Source organism: Pseudomonas sp. zfem002 (assembly GCF_032621685.1).
Lineage (GTDB): Bacteria > Pseudomonadota > Gammaproteobacteria > Pseudomonadales > Pseudomonadaceae > Aquipseudomonas > Aquipseudomonas japonica.
In genome coordinates, this window is sequence record NZ_JAVYJH010000019.1 from 1 (window position 1) to 16,065 (window position 16,065).

General features: G+C 65.0%; 15 protein-coding genes and 1 pseudogene. 14 read left to right on the plus strand and 2 right to left on the minus strand.

Annotated features, from left to right (window positions below; all coding sequences use genetic code 11):
- The 5 genes and pseudogenes from RTI28_RS19875 to RTI28_RS19890 form a co-directional block, all read left to right on the plus strand.
- The coding region (locus RTI28_RS19875) for an outer membrane beta-barrel protein (protein WP_316922193.1) at window positions 1-178 on the plus strand (178 nt) is incomplete at its 5' end.
- Between the two features lie 32 nt (window positions 179-210).
- The gene (locus tag RTI28_RS19880; protein ID WP_316922001.1) at window positions 211-1,470 is read left to right on the plus strand and encodes an MFS transporter; all 1,260 of its coding nucleotides are present in this window, start codon (window positions 211-213) and stop codon (window positions 1,468-1,470) included.
- An 81-nt stretch (window positions 1,471-1,551) separates the two neighbouring features.
- Window positions 1,552-2,319: pseudogene (locus RTI28_RS30430) on the plus strand (MCP four helix bundle domain-containing protein); the annotation flags it as partial.
- A gap of 105 nt (window positions 2,320-2,424) precedes the next feature.
- Window positions 2,425-3,180 (plus strand): methyl-accepting chemotaxis protein, encoded by a 756-nt coding sequence (locus tag RTI28_RS30435; protein WP_401252760.1) that lies wholly within the window; start codon window positions 2,425-2,427, stop codon window positions 3,178-3,180.
- A 210-nt stretch (window positions 3,181-3,390) separates the two neighbouring features.
- Window positions 3,391-4,113: a nuclear transport factor 2 family protein gene (locus tag RTI28_RS19890; protein ID WP_316922003.1), complete on the plus strand. Its 723-nt coding sequence runs from the start codon at window positions 3,391-3,393 to the stop codon at window positions 4,111-4,113.
- A 3-nt stretch (window positions 4,114-4,116) separates the two neighbouring features.
- Here RTI28_RS19890 and RTI28_RS19895 read toward each other — a convergent pair whose 3' ends face one another.
- Entirely contained in the window at window positions 4,117-5,088 is a 972-nt protein-coding gene (locus tag RTI28_RS19895) for an AraC family transcriptional regulator (protein ID WP_316922004.1), read from the minus strand.
- Between the two features lie 266 nt (window positions 5,089-5,354).
- On the opposite strand from RTI28_RS19895, the gene RTI28_RS19900 reads away from it, so the two are divergent.
- The 3 genes from RTI28_RS19900 to RTI28_RS19910 all read left to right on the plus strand — a co-directional run bounded on the left by RTI28_RS19900 (window position 5,355) and on the right by RTI28_RS19910 (window position 8,482).
- The gene (locus RTI28_RS19900) at window positions 5,355-6,335 is read left to right on the plus strand and encodes a transporter (RefSeq protein WP_316922005.1); all 981 of its coding nucleotides are present in this window, start codon (window positions 5,355-5,357) and stop codon (window positions 6,333-6,335) included.
- 53 nt (window positions 6,336-6,388) lie between these two features.
- Window positions 6,389-7,393 (plus strand): hypothetical protein, encoded by a 1,005-nt coding sequence (locus tag RTI28_RS19905; RefSeq protein ID WP_316922006.1) that lies wholly within the window; start codon window positions 6,389-6,391, stop codon window positions 7,391-7,393.
- 84 nt (window positions 7,394-7,477) lie between these two features.
- Window positions 7,478-8,482 (plus strand): hypothetical protein, encoded by a 1,005-nt coding sequence (locus RTI28_RS19910; protein WP_316922007.1) that lies wholly within the window; start codon window positions 7,478-7,480, stop codon window positions 8,480-8,482.
- A gap of 19 nt (window positions 8,483-8,501) precedes the next feature.
- Here RTI28_RS19910 and RTI28_RS19915 read toward each other — a convergent pair whose 3' ends face one another.
- On the minus strand, window positions 8,502-9,236 hold the full coding sequence (locus RTI28_RS19915; RefSeq protein WP_316922008.1) for a TetR/AcrR family transcriptional regulator: 735 nt from the start codon (window positions 9,234-9,236) through the stop codon (window positions 8,502-8,504).
- A 161-nt stretch (window positions 9,237-9,397) separates the two neighbouring features.
- Here RTI28_RS19915 and RTI28_RS19920 point away from each other — a divergent pair, with 161 nt between their 5' ends.
- The 6 genes from RTI28_RS19920 (at window position 9,398) to RTI28_RS19945 (ending at window position 16,040) form a co-directional block, all read left to right on the plus strand.
- Window positions 9,398-10,936 (plus strand): bifunctional 3-(3-hydroxy-phenyl)propionate/3-hydroxycinnamic acid hydroxylase, encoded by a 1,539-nt coding sequence (locus RTI28_RS19920; protein WP_316922009.1) that lies wholly within the window; start codon window positions 9,398-9,400, stop codon window positions 10,934-10,936.
- A gap of 7 nt (window positions 10,937-10,943) precedes the next feature.
- On the plus strand, window positions 10,944-12,086 hold the full coding sequence (locus RTI28_RS19925; protein WP_316922010.1) for an alpha/beta hydrolase family protein: 1,143 nt from the start codon (window positions 10,944-10,946) through the stop codon (window positions 12,084-12,086).
- A gap of 270 nt (window positions 12,087-12,356) precedes the next feature.
- Window positions 12,357-13,316 carry a zinc-binding alcohol dehydrogenase family protein gene (locus RTI28_RS19930; RefSeq protein ID WP_316922011.1) on the plus strand — a complete coding sequence of 320 codons (960 nt, stop codon included), beginning with the start codon at window positions 12,357-12,359 and terminating at the stop codon, window positions 13,314-13,316.
- 146 nt (window positions 13,317-13,462) lie between these two features.
- A complete protein-coding gene (locus RTI28_RS19935) occupies window positions 13,463-14,005 on the plus strand; it encodes a cupin domain-containing protein (protein WP_316922012.1) in 543 nt (180 codons plus the stop codon).
- A 55-nt stretch (window positions 14,006-14,060) separates the two neighbouring features.
- Complete coding sequence (locus RTI28_RS19940) at window positions 14,061-14,516, plus strand: lipocalin-like domain-containing protein (RefSeq protein ID WP_316922013.1); 456 nt, start codon at window positions 14,061-14,063, stop codon at window positions 14,514-14,516.
- A 168-nt stretch (window positions 14,517-14,684) separates the two neighbouring features.
- Entirely contained in the window at window positions 14,685-16,040 is a 1,356-nt protein-coding gene (locus RTI28_RS19945) for an outer membrane beta-barrel protein (RefSeq protein ID WP_316922014.1), read from the plus strand.
- The last annotated feature ends 25 nt before the right edge of the window (window positions 16,041-16,065 follow it).

A 16,065-nucleotide genomic window follows, 5' to 3' on the forward strand; every position in this document is an offset into this window, starting at 1 on the left:
CCGGGGTGATTACAACGCCATCACCACCGGCCTGCGCTGGGACGTCAACGGCAACCTCTCGCTGCGCCCCGAGCTGCGCTACGACTGGTTCGATGCCCGCGACCACGACCGGCCGTTCGGCAATGGCCGCGACCGCAGCCAACTGACCGCGCTGGTCGAAGCCCTGGTCTATTTCTGATCGCCACCGCCCGCTCACAGAGTACCCCTGCCATGCATAACGATGAAAAACACTGGAATGCGCGTTACGAATACCTGGCGGTTGCCATGCTCGCCCTGGGCTTTGGCCTGGTCGGCCTGGACCGCTTCATCATCCTGCCGCTGTTCCCGGTGATGATGGCCGAACTGCAACTGGACTATCAGGACCTGGGCAATATCTCGGCCGTGCTGGCCATCGCCTGGGGCCTTTCCTCCATCTATATGGGGCGCCTGTCCGACCGCATCGGCCGGCGTCGGGTGCTGTTGCCCGCGGTGCTGCTGTTCTCGCTGCTGGCCGGGCTGTCGGGCCTGGCCAACGGCATTGCCGCGCTGCTGCTGATCCGCGCGGTGATGGGCATCAGCGAGGGGGCCTTCACGCCCACGGCCATCGCCGCGACGGCGGAGTCCTCGCACCCGTCGCGGCGCGGCCTGAACATCGGCATCCAGCAGGCCTTCTTCCCGATCCTCGGCCTTGGCCTGGCGCCGATCCTGGCGACCCAACTGCTGCTGGTGCTGCCGTCCTGGCGCTGGGTGTTCGTGGTGGTGTCGCTGCCGGGCTTCCTGCTGGCGTGGTTCATGTACCGCTACCTCAAGGAGACCCGCGCACCAGCCGCTGACACGCCGCTGGCCAGGCAGGCACAGGGGCGCTGGCTCGACGCACTGCGCTACCGCAACGTGCCGCTGAACATCCTCGGCATGTTCTGCATGCTCACCAGCCTGTTCGTGCTCAGCGTGATGATGCCCAACTACCTGACCGACTACCTGCACCTGAGCCTGCAGCAGATGGGCTTCGTCATGTCGGCCATCGGCCTCGGCGGCTTCGTCGGGCAACTGCTCCTGCCGGGGCTGTCCGACCGCATCGGACGCAAGCCGGTGGTGCTGGGCTGCTTCGTCGCCACGGCTGCCTGCATCGGTCTGCTGATGCGCACGGGGGCCGAGCCATGGACGCTGTTCGTGCTGCTGTTTTTCACCACCTTCTTCAACTTCAGCATGATCTGCATGACGGTGGGACCGATCACCAGCGAGTCGGTGCCCTTGCCGCTGGTGTCCACCGCCACCGGGCTGGTAGTGGGCATCGGCGAGGTCTTCGGCGGTGGCATCGCGCCGGCCCTGGCGGGGTTCATCGCCCAGCACCACGGCATCGAGAACACCCTTTACCTGGCCTTGGGCGGCGCCGTGGCGGGGCTGCTGGTGGCCAGCCTGCTGCGGGAAACCGCGCCGGTTCGCCGTGCCGCTGCCGCTCAGCCGGTGGAACAGTCCCCCGAGGCCCACTGAGCCGTCATCCCTTGCCTGGCCCGGGCGCTGCTGGCACCGCCAGCGCCGCCCGGGCTCGATCTTGTCTTCAGGAATATTCAGATGCGCTTTCTGCGAAATCTCAACCTGGCCACCCGTTCACTGCTGGGCTTCGGTTTCATTGTCGCGTTGGTCCTGCTGCTGGGGCTGTTCGCCCTGGCGATGATCCAGCGCATGGAGCGGCTGTCGGCGCAGGTCACCGAGCGCTGGGTGCCGGTCATCCTCCAGCTCAACGAGCTCAATGATGTGGTGCAGCGCGCCGGGGTGATGACCTTCCGCCTGATCGTGCTGCAGGATGCCGCCGCCCGGACGGCCAACCTCGCCGCGCTGCACGAGGCGCTGGCCGATGTTCGCCAGCGCCAGCGCCGTATCGAACAGGCCCTCCAGGAACCGCGGGAGCGCCAGTTGTTCCAGGCCTACCTGGACGCCTATGCGCGCTTTGCCCAGGGCCAGGCCGACGTGATCCGCCTGGCCCAGGCCGGCGAGATCGACCAGGCCCGCAGCGCGCTAGGCGGGCCTATCGATCGCCAGGCGCTGGAGCAGGCCCAGGCGACCGATGCGCTCAAGACCTTCTGTGTCGAGGGTTACCAGCAGGCCGCCAAGGCCGTGGCGCTGGCCCGGCAACGGACCCTCGACGGGGTGGCGCTGGCGCTGCTGGCGATTGCCCTGGCCACCTGCCTGCTGGCCTGGTTGTACACCCGCAGCCTGGTGCAACCCTTGGCCCAGGCCCTGGACATGGCGCGCCTCATCGCCGCCGGTGACCTGAGCCGGGGCGTGGCGCCGGTCGGTCGCGACGAACCGGCGCGCCTGATCGAGGCGCTGAACCAGATGCGCGACAACCTGGCGAGTACGCTGCGGCGCATCGGTGGGGCGTCGCAGCAACTGGGCGCGGCGGCCGAGCAGTTGCACGGGCTCAGCGCAACCTCGACGCAGGAGATGCGCCGCCAGAGCGAGGAGATCGACCTGGCGGCCACCGCCGTGACCCAGATGACCGCCACCGCCGACGAGGTGGCGCGCAATGCGGCCATGACCGCAGATGTCTCGGCGCGCGGCGAGCAGGCCGCGCGTTCTGGGTGTGAAGACGTCCAGGGCAGCCTGGGGGCGATCACCGGTCTGGTCGACGAGGTCGGGCTGGCGGCGGAGCAGGTGCAGACGCTGGCCAGCGGTGTGCAGGGAATCGCGCGGGTGCTGGAGGTGATCCGCGCGGTGGCCGAGCAGACCAACCTGCTGGCCCTCAACGCGGCCATCGAGGCCGCCCGCGCCGGGGATGCCGGGCGCGGCTTCGCCGTGGTCGCCGAGGAAGTCCGTGCGCTGGCCTTGCGCACCCAGCAATCCACCGGCGAAATCGAAAGCATGATCGGGCAGTTGCATGGCGCGGCGCGGCAGGCGGTGGCCAGCATGCAGCAGAACCAGGAGCACGCCCGCGCCACCCTCGGCACCGCGCACGCCACCGCCGATGCCCTGCAGGTGCTGGGCGGTACGGTGGAGGACATCAGCCAGCGCAACCTGGTGATCGCCGGTGCCGCCCACGAGCAGGCCAGCGTGGCCCGGGAGATCGACGGCAACCTGCTGAACATTCGCGACCTGTCGCTGCGCACCACCAGCAGCGCCGAGCAGTTGCGTGCCGCCACCGAGGAGTTGACGCGCCTGGCCTGCGGCCTGCGCGAGGTGATCGGGGCGTTTCACCTGTAGCCGGAGGCCAGGCGCGGGCCGCCTCGCGGCCCTCTGAGGTGATCCGCCGGTGCCCATGAAGAATGTCCGAATCGGTATGCCGCTGTCCGCCAGGGACCTCGTCTGGCCGACGGGCACGCCGTATCGTTGCACCTGTAGCCGGGCCCGCTGCAGCAAATCGCGAACGACGTTTCCATGAACTTTGCAGATCGACAGGAACAGGACAGGATCATGTCTGAAGGGCAACTGCTGGAAAGAATCGACCAACTGGAGCACACCCTGGCGCGGGTGCAGCACGAACTCGAACGGGCCCAGGCCGTCGCTGAGATCAAGAATCTGTTTGCGCGCTACGCCTACTACCACACCGCCAACCTCAACAACCTGATTCCCGGCCTGTTCGCCAGCAAGACCCCGGGGGTGCGCGTGTGCATCGCCGAGCTGGGTACCTGGGAAGGGCCGCAGGCCGCGGAACGGGCCTGGGGCGTGCTGTCGAAATGGGCCGACCCGAACCCGCCGGGAATGATGCCGGTGCATGCCCTGGCCACGCCGTTCATCGAAGTGGCCGGCGATGGCCTGACGGCACGCGGCATGTGGACCGGTGTCGGCTTCGTCGCGGTTAGAAGCCCCGAGGGCAAGCCGTCGGCCTTCTGGGAGTGGGACAAGTACGGCATCGACTTCGTGAAGGAAGACGGTGTGTGGAAGATCTGGCACCACTACTTCACCAACCTGTTCCGGACCAACTGGGTCGGCTTCGGCGAGGACTGGGACCCGCAGACCTGGGAGCAGGTGCCGCTGTACGAGAAGTGGGAAAAAGCCTTCGGCGACTTCCCGGAGGGCACCCGCCCCGACGGTCCCGGGGTCAACCAGGCGCAGTACAGCATCAACACACGCCAGCAACTGCAGCCTGAACCGCCGGAGCCCTACCAGCGCTGGGACGAGAGCAAGCGCTACTGAGCGTCAGCCGAGGTACAGCAGGTTGTCCCGATAGCTGCCCGGGGATTGCCCGGTCCATTTCTTGAAGGCGCGGCGAAAGCTCGCCGGTTCGCTGAAGCCGACCAGGGCCGCGACCTCGTCGAGCGCGATGTCCCGCGACCTGAGGTAGTCCAGGGCAGCGCACTTGCGGACCTCATCGGCGATATCGGAGAAGGAGGTGTTTTCCTGGGTCAGGTGGCGTCGCAGGGTGCGGGTGGTCATCGCCAGGCGCGCGGCGATTTCCTCCATGCCGGGGAGGTGGCCAGGGGTGGCGCCGAGCAGCCGCTTCACCTTGCCGGTGATGTCCCGGGCGCCGAGCGTGCTCATCAACAGGTCGCAGGCGTTGCACACGGTTTCCCAGGTTTGCACGTTGGCGAACCGCGACGGGCGGCCAGTCAGCCCCGGGTCGATGTGGTACTCGGCCCGCGGGGCGCCGAACTGCAGCGCGCAGTTCCAGTAGCGGCGATAGAGGTCGGCATGCTCGGGCCGGGCGTAGGGCAGGCGAATCAGCAGGGGGCGGGCGTCCTCGCCGAAGGCTTCGGCGAGATTCACGCTCATGCGGGTGAAGTGCTCTTCGAGGAGAAAGCGCAGCAGCGCAGGATCGAGGTCCGCGGGGCACTGTGCACTCCAGTAGCTGGCATGGGTGCCGAGGTACCAGTCGTATTTCATCGCCAGGCCTGCCAGCGGCTGGTAGCGCAGTGTGCTGACGATGGCCTCGCGCAGGTCGGGGGCGCAGAGGACGCCGAAGCCGAGCAGGCCGAAGGACGATAGCGAGGTGCGCTGGCCGCAGAGAAAGGAAAGTTCAGGGTCCCGGGCCAGCGCGATAACGTTGCTGCAGGTCTTCAGGTATTGAGCGATGGAGGTTTTGGTGTGGGCATCGAAGACACTTTGCACGTCCAGGCATGTGCCGTGCAAACAGCGCTCGGGTGCAATACCCAGGTCTTTTGCGGTGAGCATCAAGTTTGCAATCTTCAGCGGGGGATGAATAACTTCGGTCAACGCTGGCAAGTGGGAAAGTTGCATTTTATTTGCACCCCTGACACGCAGTCATGATGGCTTTTTTAAAGAACGGTACGGTATTCCCAGAATGATTTCAATGCACGGAGAACTTGGAGGGATGAACGCAAGGAAATAAACAATCAGTCTGAACGATCAAGCAATCACAAGAATAATAAGTGCGAGTATCCAGAATGAATAAGCAACAACCCATGACAGGCAGGCCATTGCGTGCGCCTCACTGCATCCGCCAGGCAATGCTGGCCGGTGTGCTGCTGGCCCAGGCCTGGACGACAGTTGCCCACGCCGCCGAAGGCATCCGCTTGCCGGGCCCGGTGGGCGGCGCGGACATCCGCTCGGCGCTGCTGCCCGAACCCGGGCTCTACGCCGTCGCCGGCATCACCGTCCCGGACAACACCCGTTTCTACGGTCCCGACGGCACGACTTCCGCCCGGGGAACGTCGAGCGGCCTGGCCGCCGCGGTGCTCGCGGTGTACCCCGGGGAAGTGCTGGGCGGGCGCATCGGCTCGATGATGCTGGGCAGCTACGCCCATGTGAAGGCCGAGATCGACGGGCTGCTGCCGACCACCCAGGACAACGGATTCGGCGATATCTACCTTGAACCGCTGTTCTGGAGCCGGCTGTTCCCCTTTGGCGGCCCCGCGCAGCCAGTGCCGGGAAACGGCCCGCCGATTCCCTGGGGGCTGGCCGTCGGGCTGACCGCGGGGGTGACCTTTCCGACCGGCCATTACGACGTCGACAAACCGGTGAACGTGGGCCTGAACCACTACGTGCTGTCGCCCAGCGTGGCCCTGACCTACACCTTCCCGAGCCTGATCGACTATGGCCAGGCCATGGAGTTGAGCGCACGTCTTTATTACAACTACCAGTACGAGAATCCGGACAACCACTACCTCAGTGGTGACCTGGTCAACGTGGACTTCGCCGCCACCTTGCGCAACGGGCCACTGCAGTTCGGCCTGGCCGGTTCCTATGCCAAACAGGTGAAGGACGACCAATGGCACGGTGAAGTTGTGGGTGATGGTAATCGTGCCATGTTCCTGCAACTCGGGCCGGTGGCGACTTTCGCTTTCAAGGTCGGGGAACAACCTTGGGAAGTTGGTTTCAAGGCGCTCCTGGATATCGATGGCGACAATACCCTGGCGAACAATATCTACACCCTTCGAGTGGGAACGAAGTTTTTCTGACGACATGCCGTGTCGTTATTGCCTATCGGTTGTTCATACAAGGAGAAATACTCATGCGGGCGTTTGAATATTCAAGGCGCGGTACCTGGCTGCGCAATACCCTGGTCGCCACACTATTGTCACTGTGCAGTGCGATGGCCTGTGCCAGTGGCGAAAGTGCACGTTGCGACAAGGCATGCCTGGAATCGATGATGGACGGCTACCTGCGCCAGCTCCTGGCGCACGACGCGCAAGGCTTGCCGCTCGCCCCGAGCGTGGTGGCGCGGGAGAATGCCGAGCCGGTGGCGATCGGCACGGGCACGGCCTGGACAGCACTCGAACGATTGCTCAGTGGCTTCACCTCGGCTGACCCGCTCAGCGGGCAGGTCGTGTATTTCGGCGCCGCCGAGATCGCCAAGGCGCCGCATACCCTGGTGGTGCGGCTCAAGGTGGCGCACCGCAAGATCGTCGAGTCGGAAATCATGTACATGGACGACGGCCAGAAGGACACGCGCAAGAAGCTCTTCCCGCGTGATACCGCAGGCCTGACCCAGATCGACGATATCCTCTGGTTCGCCCGCCTGCCCGAAGACCGTCGCAGCAGTCGCGATCGCCTGCTGGCCATCGCCGATGCCTACCTCGACGGCCTGAGCGCCGCCCACGACCAGGGGCGCATTCCCTTCGACCCGCGCTGCGAGCGCTATGAAAGCGGCCTGCGCATGACCAACAGCACCAGGGTCTTCGGCGACCTGCTGCCGCTCAATGGCCCCTGCGTGTCGGGGATCAACCTGCCGCCGAACATCGTCGACCACGTCTACAACCGGCGTTTCTTCGTGGCCGACCCCGAGACCGGCATCGTCGCGCTGTCGTTCGCCCTGCAGTACTCGGACAAGGCGCCGCTGGGGCTGGCCGAGGACCACGCCACCCTGGTGTACGAGGTGTTCAAGATCGTCGATGGGCGGATCCGCCTGATCGATGCCAACACCCTTCACCGCTTCAAGCCGCCCTATCAGTCAGGGTTCGCCGATAGCGACACCTCCGCCTGGAGCAAGCTCCCGGGCTCGCCTCACGGCAGTTGATCCAACGCAGCTCCATGACGCGGCATGCGACAGCGCCACGGCCCTGACGCATGCCTTCGACACCCAGACAACAAGGTGACCCCGATGAAACGCCACGACACTTTGCGACACCGCCTGCGCACCCGCCTGTTGGGCATTGCCGCCCTTGCGGCCTGCGCCCTGTTCCCCGGCCTTGCCAGTGCGCAAGGCAGCACCTGCGACAAGGCCTGCCTGACCGGCATCATGGACAATTACCTGGCGCAGCTGCTGCGGCACGACGCCAAGGGCCTGCCACTCAAGCTCGACGTGCCCGCCCGCGAGAACACCCGGCCGGTGACCATTGGCCAGGGAACGGCCTGGACCTCGGTGGCGCGCCTGCTCAGCGGCATCACCAGCGCCGATGCCAGCAGTGGCCAGGTGGTGTACTTCGGTGCCGCCGAAATCGACGCGGCCCCGTACACGTTCTTCGTCCGCCTGAAGGTCAGCGGGCGACAGATCGCCGAGTCCGAGATCATGTACATGGACGACGGCAAGAAGGACGCGCGCAAGACCGTGTTCCCGCGAGACAACGAAGGCCTTGCGCGATTCGATGAGCTTCTCTGGTCGGCCGAGGTGCCCGCGGCGCGCCGCTCCAGCCGCGAGCGGATGATGGCCATCGCCAATGCCTATCTTGACGCCCTGAACGTTTCCCGTGATGACGGGCGCATCCCGTTCTCGCCACGTTGCGAACGCTATGAAAGCGGCCTGCGCATGACCAACAACCATCGGCAGAAGTACGGCGGCCTGCTCGACCTCACCGGCCCGTGCGCGGATGGGGTGAACCTGCCGCCGGATATCGTCGCCAGTATCGGCAATCGCCGCTTCTTCGTCGCCGACGAGGCCAGCGGGGTGGTCGTCGCCGCGTTCGTCATGCGCTTCTCCGCCAAGGCGCCACTGGGGCTCGGGGAGGAGCGGGCAATGCAGGTGTATGAGCTGTACAAGATCGTCGACGGGCAGATCCGCCAGATCGATGCCAACACCCTGATCCGCCTCGAAGCGCCTTATCACTCGGGCTTCGCCGACAGCGACACCTCGTCGCTGGAGAAGCTGCCGGTCATCAGCCGGCGCTGATCGGGCAGGCGGGCCCTGGTCAGACGTTGTCCAGGGCGCTGAGGTCCGGCAGGGGCAGGCGGGCGAGGGCGGCGGCTTCGCTGCCCGGCATGCCGTACATGCGCAGCATCAGTTCGAGCATTTCGAACACGGCGTCGGGCCCGGCCCGGCCCTCGAGGATCTGCCGGGTCACCGCCACCAGGGTGCTCAGGGTGATGCTGATGGCGCTGTCGACACAGTGCCGGCAGTCGAAACGCCCGGCCTGGATGCCGCGCAGGATGTCGTTGCGACCGCGTTCGCGGAAGGTTTCCTCGTTCTGCCGCAGGCTGAACTCGGCATGGATCACGAACCAGCCCCAGACCGGGTCCGCCAGGGCCCGCTCGATGTAGGTGCGCTGGATGAACACTATCGCCTTGGCCGGGTCGTCGGTGGCCCTGCCGATCCGGTCGAAGATCTCGCCCAGCTCCTCGGCGCGACGGGCGAACACCGCCTTGGCGATTTCTTCCTTGGTCTTGAAGTGGTTGTAGAAGGTGCCGACGGCCAGTTCGGCCTCCTCGGCAATCTCCTGGATGGTGGCGCCTTCCACGCCCTTGCTGGACATCACGGCCTGCGCCGCGGTGATCAGGCGCAGGCGCGTGCGTTGCCGCGCCCGGCTCTGTTTCACCTCGGGTTGTTCTTCCGCTGCTGGCAGCGAAGCGCTGTCGTGCGCGTTGTTGACCTTGGAGCGGGTGCGTGTGGGGGTGGGGGTGGGGGCCTGGGCCGTCTGCTTCGCCATGAGGGGTTCCTGATCGAGGTGCCGGGAGTATACCGGCAAACCCCGGGGCTTGAGATGCCAGCAAATATGAGGTAGATTTCAAAAATGAACACTCATTCATATTTGAGGTGTTCTTCATAAGAATAAGTTGAGGTGGCTTCATGGTTGATACAGTGTTTGACGTGGTTCAGATCGGATATGGCCCGGTTGGCCAGGTGCTGGCGGCCCAGCTCGGCAAGCGAGGCCGCAGCGTCGCGGTGTATGAGCGCCATCCTTCGTTGTATGCATTGCCGCGAGCGGGGCATTTCGATCACGAGATCATGCGCATCTTCCAGTCCCTGGGGGCTGCCGAGGAAATCGAGCGCGATGCGTTTCCGGCCACCAAGTACCAATGGCGCAATGCCCAGGGTGAGCTGCTGATCAGCTTCGACTGGGACCAGGTCGGCGTGTCGGGCTGGATGTCCGACTACCTCATGTACCAACCGCACATGGAAAACGCCCTGCACCGCGCGGTCGGCAACTGTGCCTCGGTGAGTGTCAATCACGGCTGGGAAGCCATCGACATCGCGCAGTACGCCGACCATGTCGCCGTCACCTTCACCGAGGTGGCCACGGGCGCGCGCCGCATCGTCAAGGGCCGCTACCTGGTGGGGGCCGACGGTGCCAACAGCTTCGTGCGCCGGCACCTGCAACTGCCCTGGACCGACCTGGGCTTCAACGAAAGCTGGGTGGTGCTGGACTTCAAGCAACTGCGTCCGCTGCAGTTCGAGTTCGACAACGGCCAGCTCTGCGACCCGCAGCGACCGCTGTGCCTGTTCCAGCTCGGCAAGAGCCACCGGCGCTTCGAATACATGGTCATGCCGGGCGAGTCCCGCGACGAGTTGCTCACCCCCGAGCACGCCTGGAAGGTCATTGCACCCTGGATCACCGCGGACGACGCGCAACTGATCCGCCAGGTGATCTACACCTTCAAGTCGGGGCTGGCCGAACGCTGGTCCGAGGGCCGCACCTTCCTGGTCGGCGACGCCGCCCACCTAATGCCGCCGTTCCTCGGCCAGGGCATGTGCTCTGGCGTGCGCGATGCGATGAACCTGGCCTGGAAGCTGGACCTGGTCCTGGCCGACAAGGTCGATGAGCGCCTGCTCGACAGCTACCAGCCGGAGCGCTCGCCCCACGTCAAGGCGATCATCGACCTGGCGGTGCAGGTGGGCAGGGTGTCGTGCATGGTCGATCCCGAGGAGGTCGCCCAGCGCGACAAGGCCTTCCGTGACGGCGACGTGCCGCCCCCCGCGCCATTCCCGCCGCTGGACTGCGGCTTGATCGACCAGGGCGCGCAGGCCCACCCGGTGGCCGGGCAGCTCGGACCGCAAGGCCGCTTGCAGCGCGACTGGACGATTCAGCGCAGTGACGACCTGCATGGCACCGGCTGGCAACTGATCGCCGACTTCGATGCCTGGAACGCGATCAGCGCGGCGTCCCGCGCGCTGCTCGAACACCTGTCGGTGCAGGTCATCCAGCCGCTGGCCGCGGGCACGGGGCGCGCCGGGGAGGTGGTCGACATCGATGGCACCTACCGCGACTATTTTGCCCGGCAGCAACTGCGCGCGGTGCTGGTCCGTCCGGACTTCTACAGCTTCGGCGGCGCCAGCGAGCCGGCGGCGCTCGATGCGTTGATCGGGCGCCTTGGCGCGGCCCTGGGACAACCCGTGAACGGGCAGTGAGGCGAGCATGTCGACCATCTACCTGGAACCTTTGCTGGGCCACTGCGCGACAACCCAGGCCAGCGAGGCGCTGTACAAGGACAACCAACGCCATGCCCGGGCCATGCCGATGCAACGGCTGCTGGGCGGTGGCATGGACTACGCCGATGCGCTGGCCCTGCATGACCTCGGCCAGCGCGACATCAGCTGGCTCGACGCCGCCTGCGTGCTCGGCGAGCGTCACCTGGCGAATGCCGGGCGGGCGCAGGCCGAGGGCCTGACGGCGACCGCCATGGCCGAATACCGCTTCGCCTCGGCGTGCCTGCGCTTCGGCCATAGCGCGATCTTCAGCGACACCCGGCAGAAGCGCGAGGTCTATGGGCGCATGGTCGCGGCGTTCGCCGAGGCCGCGCGCCTCGACCCGCTGCCGATGCAGAAATGCACCTTTGCCTACCGCCACGGTGCGCTGTGCGCCTGGCTGGTACAGCCGCAGGCCACGGGAAACTGGCCGCTGGTCATCTGCCTGGGCGGATTCGATGGCTGGCGCGAGGAGTATTTCACCGGCGCCCAGTACCTGGCGCAGCGCGGCATCGCCACGCTGCTGCTGGACGGGCCAGGGCAGGGCGAGACGCGCCTGGTTCACGAGCTGTACCTGGACGACGACTACACCGCGGCCATCGCCTGCGTGATCGACCAGTTGCAGGCACAACAGCGCTTTACCTCATTCAGTGTCTGGGGCAACAGCATGGGCGGTTACCTGGCGGCGGCCTGCGCCATCGACGATTCGCGGATCCAGGCGTGCTGCGTCAACGGCGGTACCACGCACCCTGCGGAAATCCTCGAGCGTTTCCCGCGCTTCATCGGCAAGGTCCAGGCGATCCTCGGCCTTTCCGACGCGCACGCCGCGGCGCGCAAGTTGCGCCAGTTCAGCATCCTTGGCCGGGAGCAAGCGCTGTCCTGCCCGTTGCTGCAGCTGCACGGGGCACCGGACCAAATCTTCCTGCTGGAGAACGCGCGGCGGATCCACGACGGGGCGAGCAGCACCGACAAGCGCCTGGTGGTCTGGGAGGACGGCGACCACTGCATCTACAACCATACCCACGAGAAATACTGCGAACTGGCGGACTGGTTCGCCGTGCGGCTCACGGACGTCTCGCAGCGGCGGCAATAAAATATATTTTCTTTGACTAAATATTTTTCCTGCCTTAGCGTGATCCGTGGCAACAACCCGGTGCAGGCCGACAGGAGGTTGGCCGGGCGCAGCCGAATCGGTTGTATCGGCGACGTCATCGTCATGTGCGGAGTGCGCATGCCATCGTGGGCACTACCCGTGCCCGTCGATGCTCAATCCCCCCAATGAGGTTCGGGTTGCGTCGGTCATGAGCTGGCGCGACCCGGCCTTTTGCCAGGGGGCCTCTTTGATCAGTTGGAGCCGAGTCCCGTGAGAGCCGCCATTGTCCATTCCTTCGAGCAGCCCCCTCGCCATGGCGAGATCGACGCCCCGACCGCCGGCCCCGGCGAAGTGCTGGTGCGGGTTCGTGCCGCGGCGCTGAGCCAGCTGGTGCGGGCCCAGGCCAGTGGCAAGCACTACACCAGCGGCACGCAACTGCCGCTGGTACCCGGTGCCGATGGCATCGGCCTGCTGGAAGATGGCACGCGGGTGTATTTCGCCTTTCCTCGCGCGCCCATCGGGGCCATGGCCGAGGTCGTTGCGGTGGATGCACGCCAGTGCGTGGCGGTGCCGGACGCGGTCGATGACCTGACGGCCGCGGCGATTGCCAACCCGGGCATGTCGTCCTGGGCAGCGCTGCAGGAGCGCGCGCATTTCCAGGCCGGCGAGCAGGTGCTGGTGAACGGTGCCGCGGGTGTTTCCGGGCGCCTGGCCATTCAAGTGGCCAAGTACCTCGGCGCGTCGCGGGTCGTGGCGACCGCGCGCAACCCCGCCGTGGAGGCCGAACTGCGCGCCCTGGGCGCCGATGGGTTCATCTGCCTGGATTCGCCGCCGGAACAGTTGACGGCCGTGCTGCGTGAAGAAATCCAGGGGCGCGGCATCGATGTGGTGCTGGACTACCTGTGGGGGCCGCCGGCGGCGTGCATCCTGGAGGCATTGAGCGGCCATGCAGATGGCCAGGCCGCCCGCCGCGTGCGCTTCGTCAATATCGGCGCGCTCGCGGGGGCGAGCATCCCGATGAGTCCGGGGGTACTGCGCAGTTCCGGGCTGGAAATCCTCGGCAGCGGACTGGGCAGCGTGTCCAACCAGGGCCTGGTGCAGGTGGTCGGGCAATTGTTGCGTGCGATCGGGCCCGCGGGCCTGAAGGTCGACGCCAGGGCCGTGCCGCTGAGCGAGGTCGAGTCGGTGTGGCGGGACGGGACGGCTGAGCGCGTGGTCCTGGTGATCTGAACCCGCGCCGGATCCACGGCACGGCAATCCGCTTGAATTATTGAAAGAGAAAAACACCACGACTCGCAAATTACTTCCTGACGGAGTTTCAGGTCGGGTGGTTGTTCGTGGGTAACTTGAGTTGTCAATCAATGAGGAATATATCGATGTCCGAAGTTATTCAGTCGGGAAGTGTCGCTGTTGCGGACACGGTCATGAAGTTTCGTCGCATCATAACCGGGCATAACCAGGCCGGTGAGGCGATCTTCATTGAAGATGAAGTTTGCGCTCATCGTCATGCGATCAAGAACATCCCCACCTTTGCCACGACGGAGTTGTGGAAAACCGCTGCGACGCCTGTCGACAATACCGAGCAATCACCTGTCGATCTGGTGGCCGGTCGTTTTGCCTTGAACCCACCGGCGTGTGGCTCGGTATTCAGGATTGTCGAGTTCGTTCCTGATCGGCTGTGGAAGTCCGATGCCGATGAACCCGACATGATGCACCGTACGCCTTCGCTGGATTATGCCTATGTCATCAAAGGGCAGATTCATGCGCTGCTGGATAATCAGGAAACCCTGATGAAGGCGGGTGACGTACTGATCCAGAGGGGCACCAACCATGCCTGGGCCAACCGTTCGGATGAACCGTGCATCGTGCTGTTCGTGCTGATCGACGGCAAGGAAATGGCGCATCTGCCTGCCCATTGATGCCCGGCAAAGTTGTTGAACGTGATCGCTGTGAATAACCGTTGACGGAGGCGTTATGACAACGCTCAGAGAAAGATTGATTGGTACCTGGGAAATGGACGATTTCAAGATCGTCGAAGGCGATCTGCTGATCGACCCGCCGCTAGGCGCGGCGGGGACCTGTGGTGGTTACCTGATCTATGCGGCGGACGGCCATATGGTTGCCTTTCTTTCACAGAAAGACATTCCCCGCTTCGCCGACAACTCCCTGGACGGCGGTACCGTGGAAGAACGGGCCCGCGCCAACCAGGGCATCATTACCTACGTGGGTACTTTCGATGTGGATGAACAACAGTCGACGGTCACGCACCATGTCAAGTACGCCAGTGTGCCCAACATGATCGCCAGGGACTTGCAGCGCCTATGCGTGTGGCAGGGTGAAAAACTCAAACTGGACACGCCGCCGATGGCGTTCGGCGGAAAGATGAAGTCTTCGTACATTCTGTGGCGTCGCGCCAGGAAACAGGGCTGAACATTGCCGCTGACTTTAATGCTTCAACTGTAAGGTGCCGCACTTGCGTACTGCGCAAGACGAGGGTGTGGCAGAACATGCGTGCCGGTCGCGCATTGTGCAGAACAGGATTCCACTGTTTTGCAGCGCTGCGCTGGATTATCTAAAACAATAACAAGAGATCGTACGATGCATAACATCAAGGTTAATGTTCTTGGTGCGGTTCTGGGTGCCCTGACGATAATGGAGGGGCATGCTGCGGGTACTCAGGAAGTTGGCGAGGGCTCCCTGGCTCGCGAACTGTTCGGAGAGCGCCTGACCCGTGATTTCGGTATCACCGCCTCGGGTCTGCTTGACGTGGGCTACTCGCGTAACAATCGTTCCTCCTCTTCGGCGCGCAAAGGCGGGCAGAGCAACTTGCCGGTTTCCGGTCTCGCCGATGAAGGGCTGGAGTTCGGCAGTCTGCATCTGTTCGTCGACAAACCGCTGCTCGGCACCACGGTGCCGCGTATCACCCCCAAGCCAGGGCCAGCGCCACAGCAGGCCGATTTCGGTTTCACCGTCGAAGCGGTTTATGGCCGCAATGCGCAAAATGCCCGGACCTACGGCTGGGACATGGGCTGGGGGATGAACCAGAGTGACTCCAACAAGGCGCGCGAGGACAAGGATCTGTTCCTTGCCGTGCCCAATTTTGCCGCCACCGCCTACCTGCCGGTGGCAGAGGCCGGCGTCAACGTGATGGCGGGCATCTTCGGCTCCGCCTTCGGTTACGAGATCCCGCCCAACATACGCTCCGCGCGCAATGCCTTCGCCAGCAAGACCTACGCCTACATGGCCGAGACCGGCTCGGTGGCGGGGGTATTGCTGGGTACTCGCCTGCTCGCCAACGAAAGCATGCTGCTGGGTGGCGAACTGGGCGTGATCCAGGGCTGGAAGAACCTGCGTGACAACAACCACAGCAAATCGCTGATGGGCGCGCTGCGCTGGCGCACGCCGGACATGCAGACCTGGCTCGACTACGAGTTCGTGCTCGGCAACGCGCAGAACGATGATTTCGATGATGTGCAGACCCCGAAGAGTCGCGTGGTGTCGCCGGATGACCAGTTCCGCCAGGAGCATTCGCTGACCGCCTGGCATCGCTTCGACGAGCACTGGTCGATGGGCGCCGAGCTTCTGTATGGCCACCAGGAAGGTGACGGCAAGGCCAGCTCCATCGACGTCGTCACCGGGCCTGGTTTCGATGGCGCCCGCTGGTGGGGGGGCAATGCGGTGCTGACCTACCAGTATCGGCCCGACCTGTCCTTCTCGGTGCGGGGCGAGCATTTCAGCAATCCCGACGGCTACGCGCTGTTTCCCTCGACCACGGCCCGTGGCGACTTCAACGCCATCACCAGCGGGCTGCGCTGGGATGTCAACGGCCACCTCTCGCTGCGCCCCGAGCTGCGTTACGACTGGTTCGACGCCCGTGACCACGGCCGTCCTTTCGGCGACGGCAGCGCTCGCTCGCAACTGACCGCCATGGTCGAGGCGCTGGTCTATTTCTGATCGCGGGTTCCCCGGGGATCCCGTT

Excerpts from the sequence above, each read along its gene's own strand:
- RTI28_RS19940 (WP_316922013.1), top strand. The coding sequence starts at position 14,061 with ATGACAACGCTCAGAGAAAGATTGATTGGTACCTGGGAAATGGACGAT.
- RTI28_RS19905 (WP_316922006.1), top strand. The coding sequence starts at position 6,389 with ATGCGGGCGTTTGAATATTCAAGGCGCGGTACCTGGCTGCGCAATACC.
- RTI28_RS19880 (WP_316922001.1), top strand. The coding sequence starts at position 211 with ATGCATAACGATGAAAAACACTGGAATGCGCGTTACGAATACCTGGCG.
- RTI28_RS19890 (WP_316922003.1), top strand. The coding sequence starts at position 3,391 with ATGTCTGAAGGGCAACTGCTGGAAAGAATCGACCAACTGGAGCACACC.
- RTI28_RS19915 (WP_316922008.1), bottom strand. The coding sequence starts at position 9,236 with ATGGCGAAGCAGACGGCCCAGGCCCCCACCCCCACCCCCACACGCACC.
- RTI28_RS19910 (WP_316922007.1), top strand. The coding sequence starts at position 7,478 with ATGAAACGCCACGACACTTTGCGACACCGCCTGCGCACCCGCCTGTTG.
- RTI28_RS19945 (WP_316922014.1), top strand. The coding sequence starts at position 14,685 with ATGCATAACATCAAGGTTAATGTTCTTGGTGCGGTTCTGGGTGCCCTG.
- RTI28_RS19925 (WP_316922010.1), top strand. The coding sequence starts at position 10,944 with ATGTCGACCATCTACCTGGAACCTTTGCTGGGCCACTGCGCGACAACC.
- RTI28_RS19895 (WP_316922004.1), bottom strand. The coding sequence starts at position 5,088 with ATGCTCACCGCAAAAGACCTGGGTATTGCACCCGAGCGCTGTTTGCAC.
- RTI28_RS19935 (WP_316922012.1), top strand. The coding sequence starts at position 13,463 with ATGTCCGAAGTTATTCAGTCGGGAAGTGTCGCTGTTGCGGACACGGTC.
- RTI28_RS30435 (WP_401252760.1), top strand. The coding sequence starts at position 2,425 with ATGCGCCGCCAGAGCGAGGAGATCGACCTGGCGGCCACCGCCGTGACC.